Annotated in this window: 18 protein-coding genes; all 18 read right to left on the bottom strand. The window is 65.0% G+C overall.

All coding sequences use genetic code 11. From position 1 onward, the window contains the following. Positions 1 to 63 precede the first annotated feature (63 nt). The 18 genes from lpxC to gatA all read right to left on the bottom strand — a co-directional run bounded on the left by lpxC (position 64) and on the right by gatA (position 21,089). Positions 64 to 975, bottom strand: a complete 912-nt coding sequence (gene lpxC / locus PQU96_RS04195) for a UDP-3-O-acyl-N-acetylglucosamine deacetylase (RefSeq protein ID WP_272771118.1) — start codon at positions 973 to 975, stop codon at positions 64 to 66. Positions 976 to 1,073: 98 nt separating this feature from the next. Beyond that, positions 1,074 to 2,246, bottom strand: coding sequence for a cell division protein FtsZ (ftsZ, locus tag PQU96_RS04190; RefSeq protein WP_272770994.1), 1,173 nt, complete (start codon positions 2,244 to 2,246; stop codon positions 1,074 to 1,076). 48 nt (positions 2,247 to 2,294) lie between these two features. Then, positions 2,295 to 3,506 carry a cell division protein FtsA gene (gene ftsA / locus PQU96_RS04185; protein WP_272771117.1) on the bottom strand — a complete coding sequence of 404 codons (1,212 nt, stop codon included), beginning with the start codon at positions 3,504 to 3,506 and terminating at the stop codon, positions 2,295 to 2,297. A gap of 42 nt (positions 3,507 to 3,548) precedes the next feature. Continuing rightward, positions 3,549 to 4,280 (bottom strand): cell division protein FtsQ/DivIB, encoded by a 732-nt coding sequence (locus tag PQU96_RS04180; protein ID WP_272770993.1) that lies wholly within the window; start codon positions 4,278 to 4,280, stop codon positions 3,549 to 3,551. Next, positions 4,270 to 5,181, bottom strand: coding sequence for a D-alanine--D-alanine ligase (locus PQU96_RS04175; RefSeq protein WP_272771116.1), 912 nt, complete (start codon positions 5,179 to 5,181; stop codon positions 4,270 to 4,272). Before PQU96_RS04175 ends, PQU96_RS04180 begins: the two co-directional genes overlap by 11 nt. 50 nt (positions 5,182 to 5,231) lie before the next feature. Continuing rightward, on the bottom strand, positions 5,232 to 6,626 hold the full coding sequence (gene murC, locus PQU96_RS04170) for a UDP-N-acetylmuramate--L-alanine ligase (RefSeq protein WP_272770992.1): 1,395 nt from the start codon (positions 6,624 to 6,626) through the stop codon (positions 5,232 to 5,234). A 38-nt stretch (positions 6,627 to 6,664) separates the two neighbouring features. Then, positions 6,665 to 7,756: an undecaprenyldiphospho-muramoylpentapeptide beta-N-acetylglucosaminyltransferase gene (murG, locus tag PQU96_RS04165; protein ID WP_272770991.1), complete on the bottom strand. Its 1,092-nt coding sequence runs from the start codon at positions 7,754 to 7,756 to the stop codon at positions 6,665 to 6,667. A 193-nt stretch (positions 7,757 to 7,949) separates the two neighbouring features. Beyond that, a complete protein-coding gene (gene ftsW, locus PQU96_RS04160; RefSeq protein WP_272771115.1) occupies positions 7,950 to 9,113 on the bottom strand; it encodes a putative lipid II flippase FtsW in 1,164 nt (387 codons plus the stop codon). Next, on the bottom strand, positions 9,113 to 10,477 hold the full coding sequence (gene murD / locus PQU96_RS04155; RefSeq protein WP_272770990.1) for a UDP-N-acetylmuramoyl-L-alanine--D-glutamate ligase: 1,365 nt from the start codon (positions 10,475 to 10,477) through the stop codon (positions 9,113 to 9,115). Before murD ends, ftsW begins: the two co-directional genes overlap by 1 nt. An 11-nt stretch (positions 10,478 to 10,488) precedes the next feature. Continuing rightward, a complete protein-coding gene (gene mraY, locus PQU96_RS04150; RefSeq protein WP_373316270.1) occupies positions 10,489 to 11,571 on the bottom strand; it encodes a phospho-N-acetylmuramoyl-pentapeptide-transferase in 1,083 nt (360 codons plus the stop codon). A 5-nt stretch (positions 11,572 to 11,576) separates the two neighbouring features. Beyond that, positions 11,577 to 12,947 (bottom strand): UDP-N-acetylmuramoyl-tripeptide--D-alanyl-D-alanine ligase, encoded by a 1,371-nt coding sequence (locus tag PQU96_RS04145; RefSeq protein ID WP_272770988.1) that lies wholly within the window; start codon positions 12,945 to 12,947, stop codon positions 11,577 to 11,579. Continuing rightward, positions 12,931 to 14,421: a UDP-N-acetylmuramoyl-L-alanyl-D-glutamate--2,6-diaminopimelate ligase gene (locus PQU96_RS04140; RefSeq protein ID WP_272770987.1), complete on the bottom strand. Its 1,491-nt coding sequence runs from the start codon at positions 14,419 to 14,421 to the stop codon at positions 12,931 to 12,933. The genes PQU96_RS04145 and PQU96_RS04140 overlap by 17 nt, the downstream gene beginning before the upstream one ends. Continuing rightward, entirely contained in the window at positions 14,418 to 16,172 is a 1,755-nt protein-coding gene (locus PQU96_RS04135) for a peptidoglycan D,D-transpeptidase FtsI family protein (RefSeq protein WP_272770986.1), read from the bottom strand. Before PQU96_RS04135 ends, PQU96_RS04140 begins: the two co-directional genes overlap by 4 nt. Next, positions 16,169 to 16,447, bottom strand: coding sequence for a cell division protein FtsL (ftsL, locus tag PQU96_RS04130; RefSeq protein ID WP_272770985.1), 279 nt, complete (start codon positions 16,445 to 16,447; stop codon positions 16,169 to 16,171). The genes PQU96_RS04135 and ftsL overlap by 4 nt, the downstream gene beginning before the upstream one ends. Beyond that, positions 16,444 to 17,403, bottom strand: coding sequence for a 16S rRNA (cytosine(1402)-N(4))-methyltransferase RsmH (gene rsmH, locus PQU96_RS04125; protein WP_272770984.1), 960 nt, complete (start codon positions 17,401 to 17,403; stop codon positions 16,444 to 16,446). The genes ftsL and rsmH overlap by 4 nt, the downstream gene beginning before the upstream one ends. Continuing rightward, on the bottom strand, positions 17,400 to 17,846 hold the full coding sequence (gene mraZ / locus PQU96_RS04120) for a division/cell wall cluster transcriptional repressor MraZ (protein ID WP_272770983.1): 447 nt from the start codon (positions 17,844 to 17,846) through the stop codon (positions 17,400 to 17,402). Before mraZ ends, rsmH begins: the two co-directional genes overlap by 4 nt. 296 nt (positions 17,847 to 18,142) lie before the next feature. Then, positions 18,143 to 19,570 (bottom strand): Asp-tRNA(Asn)/Glu-tRNA(Gln) amidotransferase subunit GatB, encoded by a 1,428-nt coding sequence (gene gatB, locus PQU96_RS04115; protein ID WP_272770982.1) that lies wholly within the window; start codon positions 19,568 to 19,570, stop codon positions 18,143 to 18,145. 67 nt (positions 19,571 to 19,637) lie between these two features. Beyond that, a complete protein-coding gene (gene gatA / locus PQU96_RS04110) occupies positions 19,638 to 21,089 on the bottom strand; it encodes an Asp-tRNA(Asn)/Glu-tRNA(Gln) amidotransferase subunit GatA (RefSeq protein WP_272770981.1) in 1,452 nt (483 codons plus the stop codon). Positions 21,090 to 21,131 lie beyond the last annotated feature (42 nt).

Here is a 21,131-nt window from a genome sequence, read left to right as displayed (position 1 = left end):
CACACTCCAACGCAAAACCGCGCGGCGATCACTCGCAGCGCGGTTTTTTCATGCGGCCAACCTTCAGGCCACGTCGGGCAGGCGGTGGAAGCTGGACGGCACGTCGTGCTCGTCGCCGAAGCTGACGAACTCCCACGCGTCCGGCGTCTCCAGCAGCACGCGCAGCAGCTTGTTGTTGAGCGCGTGGCCAGACTTGTGGCCGCTGAAGGCGGCAATCAGCGGATGACCGACGATGTACAGGTCGCCGATGGCATCCAGAATCTTGTGGCGCACGAACTCGTCCGGGAAGCGCAGCCCCTCCGGGTTGAGTACGTACTCGTCGTCGATCACGATGGCGTTGTTCAGGTTGCCACCGCGACCGAGGCCGTGGCTGCGCATGTACTCGACCTCGTGCATGAAGCCGAAGGTGCGCGCGCGGCTGATCTCGTCGATGTAGGAACGGTTGGCGAAATCGATGTGCACCGTCTGCGGCGCGCGGTTGAACGCCGGATGGTTGAACTCGATCGACAGCTCGACACTGAAGCCGTCGTGCGGCGCCAGCCGCACCCACTTGTCGCCTTCCACCACCTCGACCACCCGCTTGACGCGGATGAAGCGCTTGGGCTTGTCCTGGTCGACGATGCCGGCGCTTTGCAGCAGGAAAATGAACGGCGCGGCGGAGCCATCCATGATGGGCATCTCCGCCGCGGTGACGTCGATCAGCAGGTTATCGATGCCTAGCCCGGCAAAGGCGGACATCAGGTGTTCGATGGTGCCGATACGCACGCCGGTCTCGGAGACCAGCGTCGAGGAGAGGCGCGTATCGTTCACCAGCGAAGGATGCACTTTGACACTGACCGGCTCGGGCAGGTCGGTACGGCGAAACACGATGCCGGTATCGGGTGCCGCCGGGTTCAGGGTCAGTTTCACCCTTTCCCCCGAATGCAGGCCAACGCCGGTCGCGCTGATCGCTTTTTTCAAGGTGCGCTGCAAAATCATCACGTGCTTTCAGGCCGTTACAGTAACACCGATTCTAGCACAGCTCGCGCTAGTGCTTTATTGATTGACCGGATGCCGACTATAGGTCTGCGCTATCAGTCCGCCTGCTTGCGCAGGAAGGCCGGGATGTCGAACGACTCGCTCACCGACGGATCGGAGAAGTCGGCCGGGCCCGTGGCACGACGACGGTTATTGCGGATCACCGGCGGAATGTCGTAGTCCACATCCATCGCGAGATTGTCGGTGCCGGTCTTCACGATCTTGATGTATTCCGGACGCTCGTCGCGGCTGGTCTGCGGCTTCTGGCCGAGGCCGGTGGCGATTAGGGTCACGCGGATGGTGTCTTCCGGCATGTCTTCCACCTCGGCGGTACCGAACTTCACTTGCGCATCGTCGTCGGCGTACTGGCGGATGATGGACATGATTTCGCGGTATTCGCTCATCTTCAGGCAACCCGGCGCGGTGGAAATGTTCACCAGTACGCCACGCGCGCCTTCCAGCGTGATGTTGTCCAGCAGCGGGCTGGCCACGGCCTGTTCGGCGGCGACGCGGGCGCGGTCGATGCCGGAGGCAAACGCCGACCCCATCATCGCCAGACCCATCTCGCCCATTACCGCACGCACGTCGGCAAAGTCGACGTTGATCAGGCCCGGGCAGGTAATCACTTCCGAGATCCCGGCAACCGCACCCTTGAGCACGTCGTCAGCGGCACGGAAGGCGTCGCGCATCGACACGTCGTCACCCAGCACGTCCATCAGCTTCTCGTTCGGGATCACGATCAGCGAGTCGACGTGCTTCTTCAGCAGCTCGATGCCGTCGTTGGCGACGCGCATGCGCTTGCCTTCGTGATCGAACGGGCGCGTCACCACACCGACGGTGAGGATGCCCATTTCCTTGGCCACTTCCGCCACCACCGGCGCGGCGCCGGTACCGGTACCGCCGCCCATGCCGGCGGTCACGAACACCATGTTGGCACCGCGCAGCATCTCGGCGATGCGTTCGCGGTCTTCCAGCGCGGCGCTGCGGCCAACCTCCGGATTCGCACCGGCACCCAGACCGCGGGTCAGGTTGTTACCCAGCTGCAGCTTCTGCGCGGCCTTGTTGCGCTTCAGCGCCTGGGCGTCGGTGTTGGCGCAGATGAATTCCACGCCGTTCACCAGATTGTCGATCATGTTGTCGATGGCGTTGCAGCCGCCACCGCCGACACCGATCACCTTGATCACCGCCTCGGAGGCGGTTTCCTGCATTACTTCGAATACCATGCTCATTTTTTCTCTCCTGTTAAAAGATGAGCGAACCCGAGACCCTGGTCATGCTCAGAAATTTCCGGCAAACCAGGCTTTCATTTTTTGAAACATCTGTCCTACGCCGCCATCGTCCACCTTGTGGTGCACGCGCGGATTCATCTGATCCTTGCCGTACTGCAACAGGCCGACGCCGGTCGAGAAGCGTGGATTCTTCACCACTTCCGACAGACCGCCGACGTACTTCGGCACGCCGATACGCACCGGCATGTGGAACACTTCCTCGGCCAGCTCGACCATGCCCGGCATCAGGCTGGCGCCGCCGGTAATGACCATGCCGGACGACAATACTTCCTCGAAACCGCTGCGGCGCAGCTCCTGCTGCACCAGCTGGAACAGTTCTTCCACCCGCGGCTCGATCACTTCGGCCAGCGTGGCGCGCGACATCTGGCGCGGGCCGCGCTCGCCCACGCCCGGCACCTCGATCATCTGCGAGGCGTCGGCCAGCGACACCAGCGCCACGCCGTGCTGGATCTTGATGTCTTCCGCTTCCTTGGTCGGGGTGCGCAGTGCCATCGCGATGTCGTTGGTGATCTGGTCACCGGCAATCGGGATCACCGCGGTATGGCGGATCGCGCCGTTGGTGTACACCGCGATGTCGGTGGTGCCACCGCCGATGTCGATCAGGCAGACACCCAGTTCCTTCTCGTCCTCGGACAGCACCGCCATCGCCGACGCCATCGGCTGCAGCACCAGGTCGGACACTTCCAGCCCGCAGCGGCGCACGCACTTGGCCACGTTCTGCGCCGCGGATACCGCGCCGGTGACGATGTGCACCTTGGCCTCCAGCCGCACGCCGCTCATGCCCAGCGGCTCGCGCACGCCCTCCTGGCCGTCGATGCTGTACTCCTGGGTCAGGATGTGCAGCACCTGGTGATCCGGCGGAATGGTCACCGCGCGCGCGGTTTCGATCACGCGCTCGATGTCCATCGCGGTCACCTCGCGGTCCTTGATCGCCACCATGCCGTGCGAGTTGACGCTCTTGATGTGGCTGCCGGCGATGCCGGTAAACACCTGGTGTATCTTGCAGTCGGCCATCAGCTCGGCCTCCTCCAGCGCGCGCTGGATCGCCTGCACCGTGGACTCGATGTTGACCACCATGCCGCGCTTCAAGCCGCGCGACGGCACCTGGCCCATGCCGATGATGTTGATCTGGCCTTCTTCCAGCACCTCGGCGACGATCGCGACGATCTTCGAGGTCCCGATATCCAGGCCGACCAGCATGTTCTTGCTTTCTTTAGGTTTGCTCACCTGTCGCTCCAACACTCAAAGCTTGTTTGCTGTTGCCGTGCTTGCCGCCTTGTAATCCGGCATCTTCACGGCAAATCCATTGGGGTAACGCAGGTCGATGTACTCGATGCGATACGGCATGTTGGCCAGGCTGCGCGGCCAGTATTCGACAAAGCGCGCCAGGCGTTCCTTCACCGGGCCACGTCCCAGCTCCAGCATTACCCCGTTATCCAGTTCCATCTTCCAGGCGCGGCGCTCGCTCAACCACAATTGCCGCACTTTCAGCCTGGCCTGCCCCAGTACCGACCCGAACGTGTGCAGGGCCTGTACCATTTCCTTCTCACTGCCCGCCGGCCCGAACAGCACCGGCAACGGCTGGTCGCTGGCCGCATCGAACCAGCGGCCTTCCTTGCTGATCAGCCCGTTTTCTCCCCAGCGCGCCACCGCGACGTGTTCCGCGATGGTGATCTGCAGGCTGTCCGGCCACGTCCGTCTCACCTGCGCCTCGCGCACCCACGGCAGCTTCTCGAACGCCGCACGCGTCTTGCTGATGTCCAGCGTGAAGAAGGTGCCGGACAGCTCGTGCTTCGCGATGTACTTCAACTGCACCGGTGTCACCTTCACGAACTGGCCGCCGATCGCGATACGCTTGACCGGAAACAGCGGCGAATGCGTCAGCCACACCCCGGCGCTGTACAGCAACATCAGCAGCGCGGCCAGCAACAACATGTTCGCCAGCGCGCGCAATACCGCATGGTTATCCCACATGAGCTGCCGCCAGCACCTGTACGCACAGATCCTCGTAGGACAAGCCCTCGGCCCGCGCCGCCATCGGCACCAGACTATGACTGGTCATGCCCGGGTTGGTATTGGCCTCAAGCAAATAAATGCCACCTTGTTCGTCCATCAGGAAGTCGATGCGCGCCCAGCCGCGGCAACCCAGCACGCGGAAAGCCTGCAGCGCCAGCTCGCGCGCACGCTGCTCGACGTTGGCCGCAAGGCCGGACGGGCAGCGATACACGGTGTCGTCGCGGAAATACTTGGCCTGGTAGTCGTAGTACTCGGTGGCCGGCTCGATCTTGATGGTCGGATAGGCCTTGCCGTCGATCACCGCGCAGGTGTACTCGCCGCCGCCGATGAACTGCTCGGCAATCACGATCTCGTCGTACTGACGCGCCTCTTCGTACGCCGCCTTCAGGCCACCGTGTTCCTTCACCTTGGTCACGCCGATGCTGGAGCCCTCGGTGGACGGCTTGACGAAGATCGGCAGGCCGAGGCGGGCCTCGATGGCGTCGAAGTCGCTGTCATCGTTCAGCAGCTCGAAGTCCGGGATCGGCAGGCCGGCGCCCTTCCACAGCAGCTTGGTGCGCCACTTGTCCATGCAGATCGCCGACGCCATCACGCCGCAGCCGGTATAGGGAATGGCCATGCTCTCCAGCGCGCCCTGCAGCGTGCCGTCCTCGCCGAACGGGCCGTGCAGGATGTTGAACACGCGGGCAAAACCTTCCGTCTGCAGCGCCGACAACGGCTTCTCTGACGGGTCGAACTTGTGCGCGTCCACGCCCTTGCTCTGCAGCGCGGCCAGCACGCCGTTGCCGCTCATCAGCGACACTTCGCGTTCGGCGGAGCTGCCGCCCATCACCACTGCCACCTTGCCAAATTGCTTCATCATGTTTCCTTGCTGCCGCGTGAGCCGCACGCGGCCAACCTTGTCCTGGGTTATGCCTTGCTCGCCGCGACCAGCTTGGCCGGGATGCCGCCGATGGAACCGGCGCCCATGGTGATCACCACGTCGCCGTCGCGCACCATGTCGCTGATGGTCTGCTGCATGTCGGCGATCTGCTCGACGAATACCGGCTCCACCTTGCCGCCCACACGCACGGCACGGGCCAGCGCGCGGCCGTCGGCGGCCACGATCGGCGCCTCGCCGGCGGCGTACACCTCGGCCAGCAGCAGGCAGTCGACGCCGTTCAATACCTTGACGAAGTCCTCGAACAGGTCGCGGGTACGGCTGTAGCGGTGCGGCTGGAAGGCCAGCACCAGCCGCTTGTCCGGGAAGGCGCCGCGCACCGCAGCCAGCGTCGCCGCCATTTCCACCGGATGGTGGCCGTAGTCGTCGATCAGGGTGTAGCTGCCGCCATCCCTGGCCGGCAGCTCGCCGTAGCGCTGGAAGCGGCGGCCGACACCGGCAAACTCGGCGAGACCGCGCTGGATCGCCTCCACCTCGGCGCCGCACTCCAGGCCGATGGCGGTGGCCGCCAGCGCGTTCAACACGTTGTGGCGGCCCGGCATGTTCAGCGTCACCGGGAAGCGCAGACCCTCGGCCTTGACCACCACGTCGAAGTGCATGCGACCGGCGTCGGCAACCACGTTCTCGGCGTAGACATCGGCGCTGTCGTCCAGGCCGTAGGTGGTCACCGGTTTTTTCAGTTGCGGCACGATACTGCGTACGTGCTCGTCGTCGACGCACAGCACCGCGCGGCCGTAGAACGGCAGGTGGTGGATGAAGTCGACGAAGGCCTGCTTCAGCTTGTCGAAGCTGTGGTCGTAGGTGTCCATGTGGTCGGCGTCGATATTGGTCACCACCGACATCACCGGCTGCAGATACAGGAAGGAGGCGTCCGACTCGTCGGCCTCGGCCACCAGGTACTCGCCACTGCCCAGGCGGGCATTGGTGCCGGCCGCGGTCAGCTTGCCGCCGATCACGAAGGTCGGGTCAAGGTTGGCCGCACCCAGCACCGACGCGGTCAGGCTGGTGGTGGTGGTCTTGCCGTGGGTGCCGGCGATGGCGATGCCCTGCTTGAAGCGCATCAGCTCGGCCAGCATCATCGCGCGCGGAATCACCGGCACGTGATTGGCCTGTGCTTCCTGCACTTCCGGGTTGTCGGCCTTCACCGCGGTAGAGGTCACCACCACGTCGGCGCCCTTGATGTAGGTGGCGTCGTGACCAAAGAAGATGCGCGCGCCCTGCTCGGTCAGGCGCTTGGTCGCGGCGTTGTCGGCCATGTCGGAACCGGACACGGTATAGCCCAGGTTCAGCAGCACCTCGGCGATGCCGCACATGCCGACGCCGCCGATGCCGACAAAGTGTATGTGTTTGACGCGATGTTTCATGGTGTCTTCTCTTGCTCGGGTCCCGTCGGGCCCCTGTTCTATTCGTTATCCGCCAGCGCCTGGCACAGGTCGGCCACCCGGGCTGCCGCGGCCGGCTTGGCCAGCGTTCGCGCCTGCTCGGCCATCTGCAGCAGCTGCGGACGGGTGAGACCGCCCAACAGCTCAGCCAGTTGCTGCGGATTCATGTCTTGTTGCGGCAGGTGGATGGCCGCGCCATGGGCCGCCATCCACGCCGCGTTGTCGCGCTGGTGCGAGGTGGTAGACACCACCAGCGGCACCAGGATGCTGGGCACACCGGCGGCGCACAGTTCGCTGACGGTGATCGCGCCGGCACGGCACAGGATCACGTCGCAGTCGGCCAGCAGAGCGGCCATATTGTCGATGAAGGGCAGCAGCGTCACGTCGCGGCCAACCTTGAGGCCGGCGGCGGCGTACGCCTGCTGCACCGCGTCGAAGTTCTTGTCGCCGGTCTGGTGCGTGAGCAGCGGCCGTGCCTCGGCCGGCAGCAGCGCCAGCGCCTGCGGCAGGGTATCGTTCAGCACCTTGGCGCCCAGGCTGCCGCCCACCACCAGCACGCGCAGCGGGCCAGTACGACCGGCAAAACGCTCGGCCGGCGGTGTCATCTGCTCGATCTCGGCGCGCACCGGGTTGCCGGTAACCACCGCCTTGTTCAGGCGCGCGGCCTCGCCGTCGAAGCCGCAGGCCAGATGGTCGGCAAACGGCAGCAGCGCCTTGTTGCTCAGCAGCAGGCCGGCGTCGGCGTTGACCATCACCAGCGGCTTCCACAGCAGCGCGCCGGCGAGACCGGTCGGCAGGCACACGTAGCCGCCCATGCCCAGGATCACGTCCGGGCGGTGTTCGAACATCAGCTTCAGGCTGCGCACGAAGGCGGCGCCCAGCTGCAGCACACCCTTGAACGAACCGAACAAACCCTTGCCGCGCACGCCGTGGAACGCCAGCCGGATCAGCGGGATGCCGGTCGGCGGCACCAGCTTGTTTTCCATGCCACGCTCGGTGCCGATCCACAGCACTTGCCAGCCGCGCCGTTGCAGCTCGCGGGCAACGGCGATGCCGGGGACGATGTGTCCACCCGTGCCTGCCGCCATTACCATCACCGTGCGTTTTGTCATCTCTTGCTTTCTCTTGCTCCGGCCCTGCCGGTTATTCATTGCCGTTGCGGCCAACGTTGGCCGCAACGTGATTCTTTAAATCTTGAAACCTCGCATGAGGCGTCAATTTTTCCTTCGCCGCTACGCGCCTCGGACAACCCGCCGGCTACGCCGCTGCGCGGCTTGCTGCCTTGCGGCAGCCTGATGCGCGACCTTAAACCTTGAAGCCGCGCATGAGGCGTCGGTTTTCATAATCCACTCGCAGCAGCACCGCCAGCGACGCGAGGTTGCACAGCATGGCCGAGCCGCCGAAGGACATCAGCGGCAGGGTCAGGCCCTTGGTCGGTAATAGCCCCATGTTCACGCCGACATTGAAGAAGGTCTGGATGCCCAGCCAGATGCCGATGCCCTGCGCCACCAGCGACGGATAGTAGCGTTCCAGCTTCTTCGCCTCGGTACCGATATGGAAGGCTCGGCGCACGATCCACGCGTACAGCCCCAGCACCACGCAGATGCCGATGAAGCCGAATTCCTCCGAGATCACCGCCATGATGAAGTCGGTGTGCGCCTCCGGCAGGTAGAACAGCTTCTCGATGCTGCCGCCGAGGCCGACCCCCAGCCACTCACCACGGCCGATGGCGATCAGCGAGTGCGACAGCTGGTAGCCCTTGCCGTACGGGTCTTCCCACGGATCGAGGAAACCCAGCACCCGCTTCACGCGGTACGGCGAGGTCACGATCAGCAGCACGATCGCCACCACCGCCATCGCGGCCAGACCGGCAAAGATGCGCAGGTTGATGCCGCCCAGAAACACGATGCCCATGGTGATGCTCATCACCACCATCAGCGCGCCGAAGTCCGGCTCCGCCAGCAGCAGGAAGGCCACCACCACGATCGCCATCAGGATGGGCAGGAAGCCCTGGCTGAAACTGTGCAGCTTGGCCGCCTTGCGCACGGTGTAGTCGGCGGCGTAGATCACCGCCGCCAGCTTCATCACTTCCGACGGCTGCAGGTTCAGCACCAGCAGGTTGATCCAGCGCCGCGAGCCGTTCACCACCTTGCCGATGCCCGGGATCAGCACCAGGATCAGCAGGAAGCCGGCCAGCAGGAAGAACTTGCCCGCGTACTGCTGCCACATGCTGGTCGGTATCTGGAAGGTGATGTAGGCGCCAACCAGGCCAATGGTCATGAAGATCATGTGGCGGAACAGGTAGAAGTAGCGGCTGTTGGTGGCCGGATCGGCCTCGGCATAGGCAATCGATGCCGAGAACACCATCACCAGGCTGATCGACAGCAACAGCGCAATCGCCCACATCAGCGCCTCGTCCATGACGGTGATGGCGCTGCCGTGGGAATAGTGGCTGCGTGCGGCGTTCATCACGACGGTTGCTCCGCTTGCAGTTGCGCGACGCTGTCGATGAACACCTGGGCGCGATGCGCGTAATTCTTGAACATGTCCAGGCTGGCGCAGGCCGGCGACAGCAGCACCACGTCGCCGCTTTGCGCCTGTGCGGCGGCGACGCGGGTCGCCTCCTCCAGCGTGGCGCAATCGGTGAGCGGCACGCCGCTGCCGGCCAGTGCGGCGCGGATGGCCGGTGCGTCGCGACCGATCAGCACCACCGCGCGGGCGATGCGGGCACAGGCCGGCGCCAGCGGCGCGAAATCCTGGCCCTTGCCGTCGCCGCCGGCGATCAGCACCACCTTGCGGGTCATGCCGTTCAGCGCCGCCTCGGTGGCGCCGACGTTGGTACCCTTGGAGTCGTCGATGTACATCACGCCGCCGAATTCGGCGACGAACTCGACGCGGTGCGCGAGGCCACGGAAGGTTTTCAGTGCCGGCAGCAGCTGTTCGCGCGCAAGGCCGATCGCCTCGCACAGCGCCAGCGCCGCCAGCGCGTTAGCCGCGTTGTGCAGGCCCTGCAGCGGCATGTCGGCGCAGTCGAACACCGGCTGTCCGGCGATGGCCAGCCGATAACAGCCATCCGTCTGCTGCAGCGCGTAATCGGCCTGCTCGCGCAGCGAGAACCACGCGATGCGACGCCCGGCGCGCGCCATCGCGCGGCAGAAAACGTCGTCGCGGTTCAACACCTGCACGCCGTCGCCGTTGAAGATGGCGGTCTTGCTGTGCGCGTAATCGAGCAGGTCGTGGTAACGGTCGAGATGGTCTTCGGAAATGTTCAGCACCGTGGCGGCATCAGCGCACAGACTGGTGGTGGTTTCCAGCTGGAAGCTGGACAGCTCGACCACCCACACGTCAGGATGCTTGCCGGCGGCTTCGCGCTCGGCCAGCGCGGTCAGCACCGGCAAGCCAATATTGCCGCAGACAACCGTATCCAGTCCGGCGGCCTCGCACAGGTGACCGACCAGGCTGGTGACGGTGCTCTTGCCGTTGGAACCGGTAATGGCGATGACCTTGGCGCCGCTGCCGGCAATGGCGCGCGCCCACAATTCCACGTCACCCACCACCTCGCCGCCACGACGGGCGAAGTCGGCGATGGCCGGGCTGCGGCAGCTCACGCCGGGGCTGACCATCAGCATGTCGGCGTCGGCGAAGGTGGCATCGGCGAAGGCCCCCAGGCGCAGCGACACGCCCAGCTCGGCCGCAACGTTGGCCGCATTGGCCGGCTGATCGCGACTATCGGCGATGGTGACGTGCGCACCGTGCGCCAGCAGCCAGCGCGCGGCGGAAACGCCGGTGTCGCCCAGGCCGATAACGATGACGTGACGCTTAGCCAGATCCATGGTCGCTTTCCTTAACGCAGTTTCAGCGTGGCAAGACCTGCCAGCACCAGCATCATGGTGATGATCCAGAAGCGGACCACGACCTGGGTCTCCTTCCAGCCTTTGAGTTCGTAGTGGTGATGCAGCGGCGCCATGCGGAACACGCGCTTGCCGGTGAGCTTGAACGACGCCACCTGGATCATCACCGACAGCGCCTCGACCACGAACAGGCCGCCCATGATCAAGAGCACGATTTCCTGGCGCACGATCACCGCCACGGTGCCCAGCGCGGCGCCCAGCGCCAGCGCGCCGACGTCACCCATGAATACCTGCGCCGGGTAGGCGTTGAACCACAAGAAGCCGAGGCAGGCGCCGCAGATGGCGGCGCAGAACACCACCACCTCGTGCGCACCGGGCACGAAAGGCATGCCCAGGTATTTGGAGAACACCGCGTGGCCGGCGACGTAGGCGAAGATGGACAGGCCGGCGGCCACCATCACTACCGGCAGCGCGGCGAGGCCGTCCAGGCCGTCGGTGAGGTTGACCGAGTTGGAGGTACCGACAATCACGAAATAGGTCAGCACGCAGAAACCGATGCCGCCCAGCGGATAGATGATGTTCTTGAAGAACGGGATGATGAATTCGGTGGAAGCCGGCAGCTTGGCGGTGGTAATCAGGAACACGCCGGCCGCGATGGCGATGGTCGATTGCCACGCCATCTTGAAGCGGGCGGACACCCCGTTCGGGTCCTTGTACACCACCTTGCGCCAGTCGTCGTAGAAACCCAGCGCGCCGGTGCCCAGCGTCACCGCCAGCAGCAGCCACACGTACTGGTTGGACAGGTCGGCCCACAGCAGCGTGGTGACGCTCATCGCCAGCAGGATCAGCGTACCGCCCATGGTCGGGGTGCCGGTCTTCACCAGATGGGTCTGCGGGCCGTCGCTGCGCACCGCCTGGCCAACCTTGAGCTCGGTCAGCTTGGCGATCACCCACGGTCCCAGCCACAGCGAGATCCCCAGCGAGGTCAGCGCCGCCATCACCGCACGCAGCGTGACGTAATTGAGGACGTTGAAAGCCCGGATGTGGTCCTTCAGCAATTCAGCCAGTAACAGCAGCACGTTCAGCCCTTCCCGTTTTCTTGTTGTGATGTTTGCAGGTGCGCAACGACCCGTTCCATGCGCATGAAGCGCGACCCCTTGACCAGCACCGTGCTGGCCGGGGTGAGCACGACATCCAGCCGCGCCAGCAGCGCGTCGATGCCGTCGAAATACTCGGCACCGGTGCCATAGGCGGTGGCGGCATTGCGCGCCAGTTCGCCCAGGCACAGCAGCGCCTCGATGCCGCTCGCGCGGGCGTGGGCGCCGACCTCGGCGTGCAGTGCCGGCGCGGTGTCACCCAGCTCGCCGATCTGCCCCATCACGAACACGCGTGGCGCCGGATAGGCGGCCAACACGTCGATACCGGCCTTCATCGAGTCCGGATTGGCGTTGTAGGTGTCGTCGATCACGCAGGCGCCGCAGGCGGCCTGCTTCAGCTGCAGACGGCCCTTCACGCCGGCAAAGGCGGCGAGGCCGGCGGCGATGGCGGCCAGCGGCACATCCAGCGCCAGCGCCACCGCGGCGGCGGCCAGCGCGTTGCGCACATTGTGTTCGCCGGCGGCCGGCAGCTCGATCGCCTGCTCGCCCTGCGGGCAGACCAGCACAAAGCGGCTACCGCTAGCGCTGGCGGCGATGTCGCGGGCGCTGACGTTGGCCGCAGCATTCAGGCCAAAGCTCAGCTGGCGATGCGCTCCGGCGGCAGCGGCGAAGACCGGCTGCTGCGCGTCGTCGGCGTTGATGATGGCCACGCCTTCAGGGGTAAGGCCTTCGAAGATCTCGCTCTTGGCGCGGGCGATGTCGGCGGTGCTGTCGAAGCCGCCGCCCAGATGCGCGCGCATGGCGTTATTGACCAATGCCACCTGCGGCCGCGCGAGGCCGGTCAGGTAGCGGATCTCGCCGAAATGGTTCATGCCCATCTCGATCACCGCGTAGCGGTGTGCGGCGGCCAGCGCCAGCAGCGTCAGCGGCAGACCGATGTCGTTGTTGAAGTTGCCGGCGGTGGCGTGCACGGCGTCGTCGCCAGCATGGGCACGCAGGATGGCAGCCACCATTTCCTTGACCGTGGTCTTGCCGTTGGAGCCGGTGATGCCGACGCGCTTCACGTCCAGACGCGCGCACCAGGCGGCGGCCAGGGTGCCCAGCGCCAGGCGCGGGTCGTCGACGCGGATCACGCTGCCGCCAGCCGCCGCGAAATCACGACGCACCAGCGCGAAGGCACCCTTGGCCAGCACGTCGGCTACGAAGTCGTGCGCGTCGAAGTTGTCGCCCTTCAGCGCCACGAACAGGTCGCCGTCCTGCACCGCGCGGCTGTCGGTGACCACGCGCTTGAACACGGCATCGCTGCCGGCCAGCTCGCCGGACAGGATGCGGGCGGCTTCACTCAGCTGCAGCATGTTTGGCTCCCCAGGCGGTCAGCGCGTCTTCGGCAACGCGGAAGTCGGAGAACGGCTGCTTCACGCCGGCGATGTCCTGGTACTCCTCGTGACCCTTGCCGGCGATCAGCACCACGTCGCCGACGCGCGCCTGCAACACCGCCCAGTGAATGGCGGCGGCACGATCGACTTCGACATGACCCGGCGCCTGCATGCCGGCCAGGATGTCGTCGATGATGGCCTGTGGCTCTTCGTTGCGCGGGTTGTCGCTGGTCACTACCGCCACGTCGGCGATGCGCTCGGCGATCCCGCCCATGATTGGACGCTTGCCCTTGTCGCGATTGCCGCCACAACCGAACACGCAGAACAGCTTGCCGCCGGCGGGGCGGATCTCGGCCAGGGTCGCCAGTGCCTTGTCCAGCGCGTCCGGGGTGTGCGCGTAGTCGACCACCACCAGCGGCTCCAGGCTGCTGCCGATGCGCTGCATGCGGCCGCGGGCCGGCTGGATCTTGCCCAGCACGCGCGCAGCGTCGTCCAGCGCCACGCCGTTGGCGCACAGCACCGCGAGGCAGGCCAGCATGTTGGCCGCATTGAAACGGCCCAGCAGCGGACTCTTGATCTCTGCCTCGCCCCACGGCGTGGTCACGGTCAGCTGCAGACCGTCAAGGTTGGCCGCAAGGCTCAGCGGGCGCACGTCGCCCTGCTCCAGGCCGTAGGTGATCACGCGGGTCTTGCTGGCGTCGATGCCGGCAGCCAGGGTGCGGCCGAAGTCATCGTCGGCATTGATCACCGCGTGCTGCAGGCCTTCCCAGTGGAACAGCTTGGCCTTGGACGCGCCGTACTCGGCCATGCTGCCGTGGTAGTCCAGGTGGTCGCGGGTCAGGTTGGTGAACACCGCGCTGCGGAAGGCCACGCCGTTGACGCGGAACTGGTCGAGGCCGTGGCTGGACACCTCCATGCTCACCACGCTGGCGCCCTGGCGGCGGTATTCCGCCAGCTTCTGCTGCACGGTGATCGGATCGGGGGTGGTGTGGGTGGTTTCGGTCAGTTCGCCGTAAAAGCCGTTGCCGACGGTGCCGATCAGCGCCGCCTTCTCGCCCAAGAGCGCGTAGGCCTGCGCCAGCCAGTGCGAGATCGAGGTCTTGCCGTTGGTACCGGTGATGCCGATCACCGCCATGTCGCGGCTGGGGTAGCCGTAGACGTGGGCGGCGACGATGCCGGCACGCTCGCGCAGATGCGGCACCGCCAGATTGGGTACCTGCCACGCCGGATTCCACTGGAAACCGTCGGCGTCGTCCCACAGCACTGCGGCGGCGCCCTTTTCCAGCGCGGCAGCGATGAAGTCGCGGCCGTCGCTGTACTCGCCGCGGCAGGCGAGAAATACGTCGCCGGGGAACACGCGGCGGCTGTCCGCCTCGACGCGGGAAATCGCGACGCCCAAACCCTGCAACACGGCAGGGTCCCAGTCAGGCAAGTCGATCAGGCTTGTTTTCATGTTTCTTCCCGCACTTCCGAAATCTGGTGTTCCGGAATCAATGTATTGTTGGAGGGAGCATCCGGCTCGACCCCCATAATCCGCAAACTGCCGGCCATGATGTTGGAGAACGCCGGCCCGGCCACCGCACCACCGTAGTAGGAACCGGCGCCCGGCTCATCGATCATGATGGCCACGATCAAACGTGGCGCAGTCGCCGGCGCAAAACCGACAAATAAACCAATATGCTTGTTGGCCGCATAGGCGCCACCGACCAGCTTGCGCGCGGTCCCGGACTTGCCGCCGACGCGGTAGCCCAGCACTTGGGCACGCACCGCGGTACCGCCTTCTTCCGTCACCGACACCATCATGTCCCGCATTTTTTTCGCAGATTCAGGCTTGATCAGGCCCTTGCCTGGCAGCGGCGAGGCGAGACGGGTAAACGACACCGGCAGCAGCGCGCCCCCGTTGGTAAACACCGTGTACGCACGCGCCAGCTGCAACAGGCTGACCGAGACGCCATAACCGAACGACATGGTGGCCTGCTCGATCGGGCGCCAGTTCTGCCAGTCGCGCAGGCGGCCGGCGCTTTCACCCGGGAAGCCCGTCTGCGGGCTTTGCCCGAAGCCGGCCTGCCGGTAAAACGTCCACATATCCTCCGGCGAGAACATCGCCGCCATCTTCGAGGCACCCACGTTCGACGATTTCTGGATGATCTGCGTCACCGTCATCGCTGGCTTCGGGTGCGTGTCGCGCACCGTGGCCGGACCGATACGGTAGGTCTGGGTGTCGAACACCGTGTCCGGCGTCACCTTGCCGGCATCTAGCGCCATCGCGATCGGGAACGGCTTCATGGTCGAGCCGGGCTCGAACATGTCCACCACCGCGCGGTTGCGCCGCATTTCCGGCTCCAGCACCGCACGGTTGTTCGGGTTGTACGACGGGGTGTTGGCCAGTGCCAGCACCTCGCCGGTACGGGCATCCAGCACCACCACGCCGCCGGCTTTTGCCTTGTTCACGTCCATCGCCGCCTTCAGCTCGCGGTAGGCGAGGTACTGAATGCGCTTGTCGATCGACAGCTGCAGCGTCTGGCCGTCACGCGGCGGCTCGATCACCGCCAAGTCTTCCACGATGTGGCCGCGGCGGTCTTTCAGCACCGTGCGGCTGCCGTGCCTGCCGGCGAGCATCTTCTCGCGCGTCAGCTCGAAACCTTCCTGCCCCTTGCCGTCCACGCCGGTAAAACCGACCACGTGCGCCAGCATCTCGCCGGCCGGATAGTAGCGGCGGAATTCCTGCTGCTTCGCGATCCCCGGAATCTCCAGCGCCATCACCTGCTGCGCCAGCGCCGGACTGATCTGGCGCTTGAGATAGACAAACTCGCGCTTGTTGTCCGACAGCTTGTGCATCACTTCGTCCAGCGGCATCTCCAGCAGCCGTGCCAGCTGCTGCAGCTTGGCGGCCGGCACCGTGCGCAGATCCATGTCCACCGGGCTGGCCCAGATCGACTGCACCGGGGTGCTGATCGCTAGCGGCTCGCCGTTGCGGTCGGTAATCTCGCCGCGGTTGGCCTCCAGCAGCAGCGAGCGGCGGAAGCGCGCATCGCCCTGGTTCTGCAGGAAATCCTGCTGCACCACCTGCAGATAGATCGCCCGCGCCAGCAAGGCCAGCAGCAGCGCCCCCAGCAAGGACAGCACCACGGCGACCCGTCCCGGTGCCAGTCGCATCGCCGGCTTCAGGTTCTGCTGGTAACGTGGCGTGTACACACGGCTCATCGCACACCCTCAGGCGTGATCACGTGCACCTGGCGCTGGCTCGGCGTCAGCATCTGCAAGCGCGCGGCGGCGGTCTTCTCGATCAGCGCATGCGCGCCCCAGGTGCTCTGTTCCAGCGTCAACTGCCCGTACTCCACATCCAGCTGGCGTGCCAGCTTTTGTTCTTTTTCCAGCTCGTAGTACAGCTTGCGCGCCACGTGGGTGGAGCTCACTACCGACATCGCACACAGGATCAACATCAGCAGCAAAACTGCATTCAGCTTGTTAAGGCTCACGCTGTACCCTGCCACTGCCCGCCGATGCGCTCGGCCACGCGCATGATCGCGCTACGCGCACGCGGGTTGGCGGTCACTTCCGCCTCGCTGCAGCGGATGGCCTTGCCCACCGGCTTGATCGCCGCCTCGGGAATATCGCAGGCGCGCACCGGCACCCACGACGGCAGCTTGTCGGTGGTGCTGGCATCGCGGATGAAATTCTTCACGATGCGGTCTTCCAGCGAATGGAAGCTGATCACCGCCAGGCGTCCGCCCGCGGCCAACCTTGCCACCGTCTGCGGCAGGATTTCCTTCAGTTCGTCCAGCTCGCGGTTGATGTAGATCCGGATCGCCTGGAAGGTACGCGTCGCGGGGTCCTGACCCTGTTCGCGAGTACGGACGTTTTTCCCAACGAGCACAGCGAGCTCACGCGTCGTTTCGAGGGGCCGTTCAGCCCTGTGCGCAACAATGGCTGCTGCGATCTTGCGAGCAAACCGCTCTTCACCATAAGTCTTGATAACCTCTGCAATATCCGCCTCGTCTGCCGTGGCCAGCCACTGTGCGGCTGTCTGGCCGCGGGTGGTGTCCATGCGCATGTCCAGCGGCGCGTCAAAACGGAAGCTGAAACCGCGGCGTCCGTCGTCAATTTGCGGGGACGAAATCCCCAGGTCCATCAGCACGCCGTCGACCTGGCCCACGCCCAGCGCGTCCAGCTCGGCGGCAAAGGCGGCAAAGCCGTTGTGCACGATGGTAAAGCGGGCATCGCTGGCCGCAAGGGCGGTGGCGACCGCAATCGCCTCCGGGTCCTTGTCGAAGGCGATCAGCCGGCCGTTCGGGCCCAGCTGCGACAAAATCAAGCGACTGTGGCCGCCGCGCCCGAAGGTGCAATCAACGTAAACGCCATCCTTGCGGATGGCGAGCGCCTCTACGGCTTCGTCGAGCAGCACCGTGCGGTGAACAAAAACTGCGTCGGTCAAAGTGTGAAATCTCCAAGGTGCTGCGCCAGTTCGGCCGGATCAAGCGCCAGCGCAGCATCGGTCTGCGCGTCCCACTGGGCGGCATCCCACAATTCAAATCGGTTACCCATGCCCACCAGCGCCACGTCCTTGTCCAGCTTGACCAGCTCGCGCAGGCGAGCCGGCAGCAGGATGCGGCCGGCGGCATCCATTTCCAGCAGGTCGGCGTGGCCAAGCATCAGGCGCTGGTAGCGCTTCAGGGCAGGATTGGAGGCCGGCAGCTTCAGCAAGCGCTCTTCCACCGGCTTCCAGTTGGCTTCGGGGTACAACAGCAGGTGCTCGGACGACTCCAGCGTGATGACCAGGCGATGACCGAACGCGGACAACAGTGTCTCCCGGTGCTTGGCCGGAATGGCCAGACGCCCCTTGCTGTCGAGAGAGACAAGACTTACGCCGCCGATCATTTTTTTGTCACATCACCTGAAATTATTGCGCCGATTCTCCACAATTACCCACATTACCCCACTTTCCGCCACTATAGGGAAACGACATCGGCCGGTCAATATCGATTTGCGGCATTTCGCCTTTCGCGACAAAGACTTAGGGCAGGACAAAGCGGAGGGAAAACAAGAGAAATCAGCGGCTTACAGCATCATCTGCAGGCGGAGTGTCAAGTCATGCCATTGACAATGGCGTACCACAAAACGAAAAACGGCGGCCGCCCTGCGAAAATCACAGGACAGCCGCCGCAACGGCGACCTTAAGCCAGTTTCTGCTTCAGGATTTCCTGCACCTGCGCCGGGTTGGCCTTGCCCTTGGACGCCTTCATCACCTGTCCGGCCAGCGCGTTGAGCGCCTTTTCCTTGCCGGCGCGGAATTCTTCCACCGCTTTCGGGTTGGCGGCCAGCACCTCGTCCACCATCTTCTCGATGGCACCGACGTCGGACACCTGCTTCAGGCCGTCGCGCTCGATGATGACATCAGCAGACAAGCCGCTGTCCCACATCGCATCAAATACCTGCTTGGCCAGCTTGTTGGACAAAGTACCGTCGGCAATGCGCACCAGCAGGCCGGACAAGCGCTCGGCATCGATCGGCAGCTCGGCAACATCCTTGCCTTCGCGGTTGAGACGCGCGGCAACGTCGCCGATCAGCCAGTTGGCGGCCAGCTTGCCCTGGCCGGAAGCGGTCGCCACCGCCTCGAAATAGCCGGCCAGCGCGCGGCTGCCGGTCAGCACCGCCGCGTCGTACGGGGTGACGCCGAAGGCGTCGACGAAGCGTGTCTTCATCTGCGCCGGCAGTTCCGGCATCTCGCTGCGCACGCGCACGATCTGCTCGTCGCTGATGCGCACCGGCAGCAGGTCCGGGTCCGGGAAGTAGCGGTAGTCGTGCGCGTCTTCCTTGCTGCGCATCATGCGCGTCTCGCCGGAATCCGGGTCGAACAGCACCGTCGCCTGCTGCACCTTGCCACCGTCCTCGATGGTTTCGATCTGCCACTGCGCCTCGTACTTGATCGCCTGCTCCAGGAAGCGGAAGGAGTTCAGGTTTTTCACCTCGCGGCGGGTGCCGAATTCGGCCTGGCCGAACGGGCGCACCGACACGTTGGCATCGACGCGGAAGCTGCCTTCCTGCATGTTGCCGTCGCAGATGCCCAGCCAGGTCACCAGCGTGTGCAATGCCTTGGCGTAGGCGACCGCCTCTTCCGCCGAGCGCATGTCCGGCTCGGACACCACTTCCAAGAGCGGGGTGCCGGCACGGTTGAGGTCGATGCCGGTCATGCCGTGGAAGTCTTCGTGCAGCGACTTGCCGGCATCCTCTTCCATATGCGCGCGGGTGACGCGAACGGTTTTTTCCTCGTCGCCGACCAGAATATTCAGCTTGCCGTGCTCGACGATGGGCAGCTCCATCTGGCTGATCTGGTAGCCCTTGGGCAGGTCGGGATAGAAGTAGTTTTTGCGCGCGAACACGTTCTTCTGGTTGATGGTGGCGTCCAGCGCCAGACCCAGACGAATGGCCTTGTCCACCACCGCCTTGTTCAGCACCGGCAGCACGCCCGGCAGCGCCAGCTCCACCAGCGAGGCCTGGGTGTTCGGTTCGGCGCCGAAAGCGGTGCTGGCGCCGGAGAAAATCTTGGATACGGTGTTGAGCTGCACGTGCACCTCAAGACCGATAACGACTTCCCATTTCATGTTTGGAAAATCCTTCTTGTTTTAAAGCTTGGCCGCAGAGTGCGGCCAACCTTTGTTGATCGCGTAATTACAGTGCCGGAGCCTTGCTGTGCCAGTCGGTGACCTGCTGGAACTGGTGTGCCACGTTCAGCATCTTGGCCTCGGCAAAATAGTTGCCGATGATCTGCAGCCCCACCGGGCGGCCGTTGTCGCTGAAGCCGGCCGGCACGCTCATCGCCGGCAGGCCGGCGAGGTTCACCGACAGCGTGTAGATGTCCGACAGGTACATCTGCACCGGGTCGCCGGACTTCTCGCCCAGGTTGAAGGCGGCGGTCGGCGCCACCGGCCCCAGGATCACGTCGCAGCCGGCGAACGCGGCCTTGAAGTCGTCGGCGATCAGGCGGCGGATCTTCTGCGCCTTGATGTAGTAGGCGTCGTAGTAGCCGTGACTCAGCACATAAGTGCCGACCATGATGCGGCGCTTCACCTCGCTGCCGAAGCCTTCGGCGCGCGACTTCTCGTACATGTCCACCAGGTCCTTGTACTCGCTGGCGCGGTGGCCGTAGCGCACGCCGTCGAAGCGCGACAGGTTGGCGGAGGCTTCGGCCGGCGCGATCACGTAGTAGGCCGGGATCGACAGCTGGGTGTTGGGCAGACTCACTTCCACCACCTCGGCGCCCAGCTTCTTCAGCTCGCTCACGGCGTTGTCGATGATGCGGCCAACGTCGGCGGCCAGACCCTCGGCAAAGTATTCGCGCGGCAGGCCGACACGCAGGCCGGCCAGCGGCTGCGCCAAGTCGCGACTGTAGTCTTCCTTGGCGCGCTCCAGGCTGGTGGAATCGCGCTCGTCGAAGCCGGCGATCACGTTCAGCATCAGTGCGCAGTCTTCGGCGGTCTGCGCCATCACCCCGCCCTGATCCAGCGAGCTGGCGTAGGCGACCATACCGAAGCGAGACACCACGCCGTAGGTCGGCTTGATGCCGGTCACGCCGCAGTGGCTGGCCGGCTGGCGGATGGAGCCGCCGGTATCGGTGGCGGTGGCCACCGGCGCCAGGCGCGCGGCCACGGCAGCAGCGGAACCGCCGGAGGAGCCGCCCGGGATGGCGTTCAGGTCCCACGGGTTCTTCACCGCGCCGTAGAAACTGTTCTCGTTGGACGAGCCCATCGCGAACTCGTCCATATTGGCGCGGCCCAGCGTCACCAGGCCGGCGGCCTGGCACTGCTCGATCACGTGTGCGTTGTACGGCGAGATGAAGTTGTCCAGCATCTTCGAGCCGCAGCTGGTCTTCCAGCCCTGCTGGCAGAAGATGTCCTTGTGCGCGATCGGCGCACCGGTCAACAGCCCGGCCTGGCCGGCGGCGCGGCGCGCATCGGCGGCGGCGGCTTCGAGCAGGGTCTTGTCGCGGTCGACGGTGATGAAGGCGTTCAGTTGCGGGTTGAGCGCGTCGATGCGCTGCAGGTACTCGGTAGCCAGCTCGACGGCAGAAACCTGCTTGTCGGCCAGCTGTTGCGACAATTGTTTTAGCGTAGCGTGAATCATCGTGTAGAGAGCTTCCGTAGAGAAGGCCCGCCTCGGCGGCAG

Source organism: Vogesella margarita (assembly GCF_028548475.1).
GTDB lineage: Bacteria > Pseudomonadota > Gammaproteobacteria > Burkholderiales > Chromobacteriaceae > Vogesella > Vogesella margarita.
Note: the sequence above shows the minus strand (reverse complement) of the source record. Positions and strands in the feature narration are given on the sequence as shown.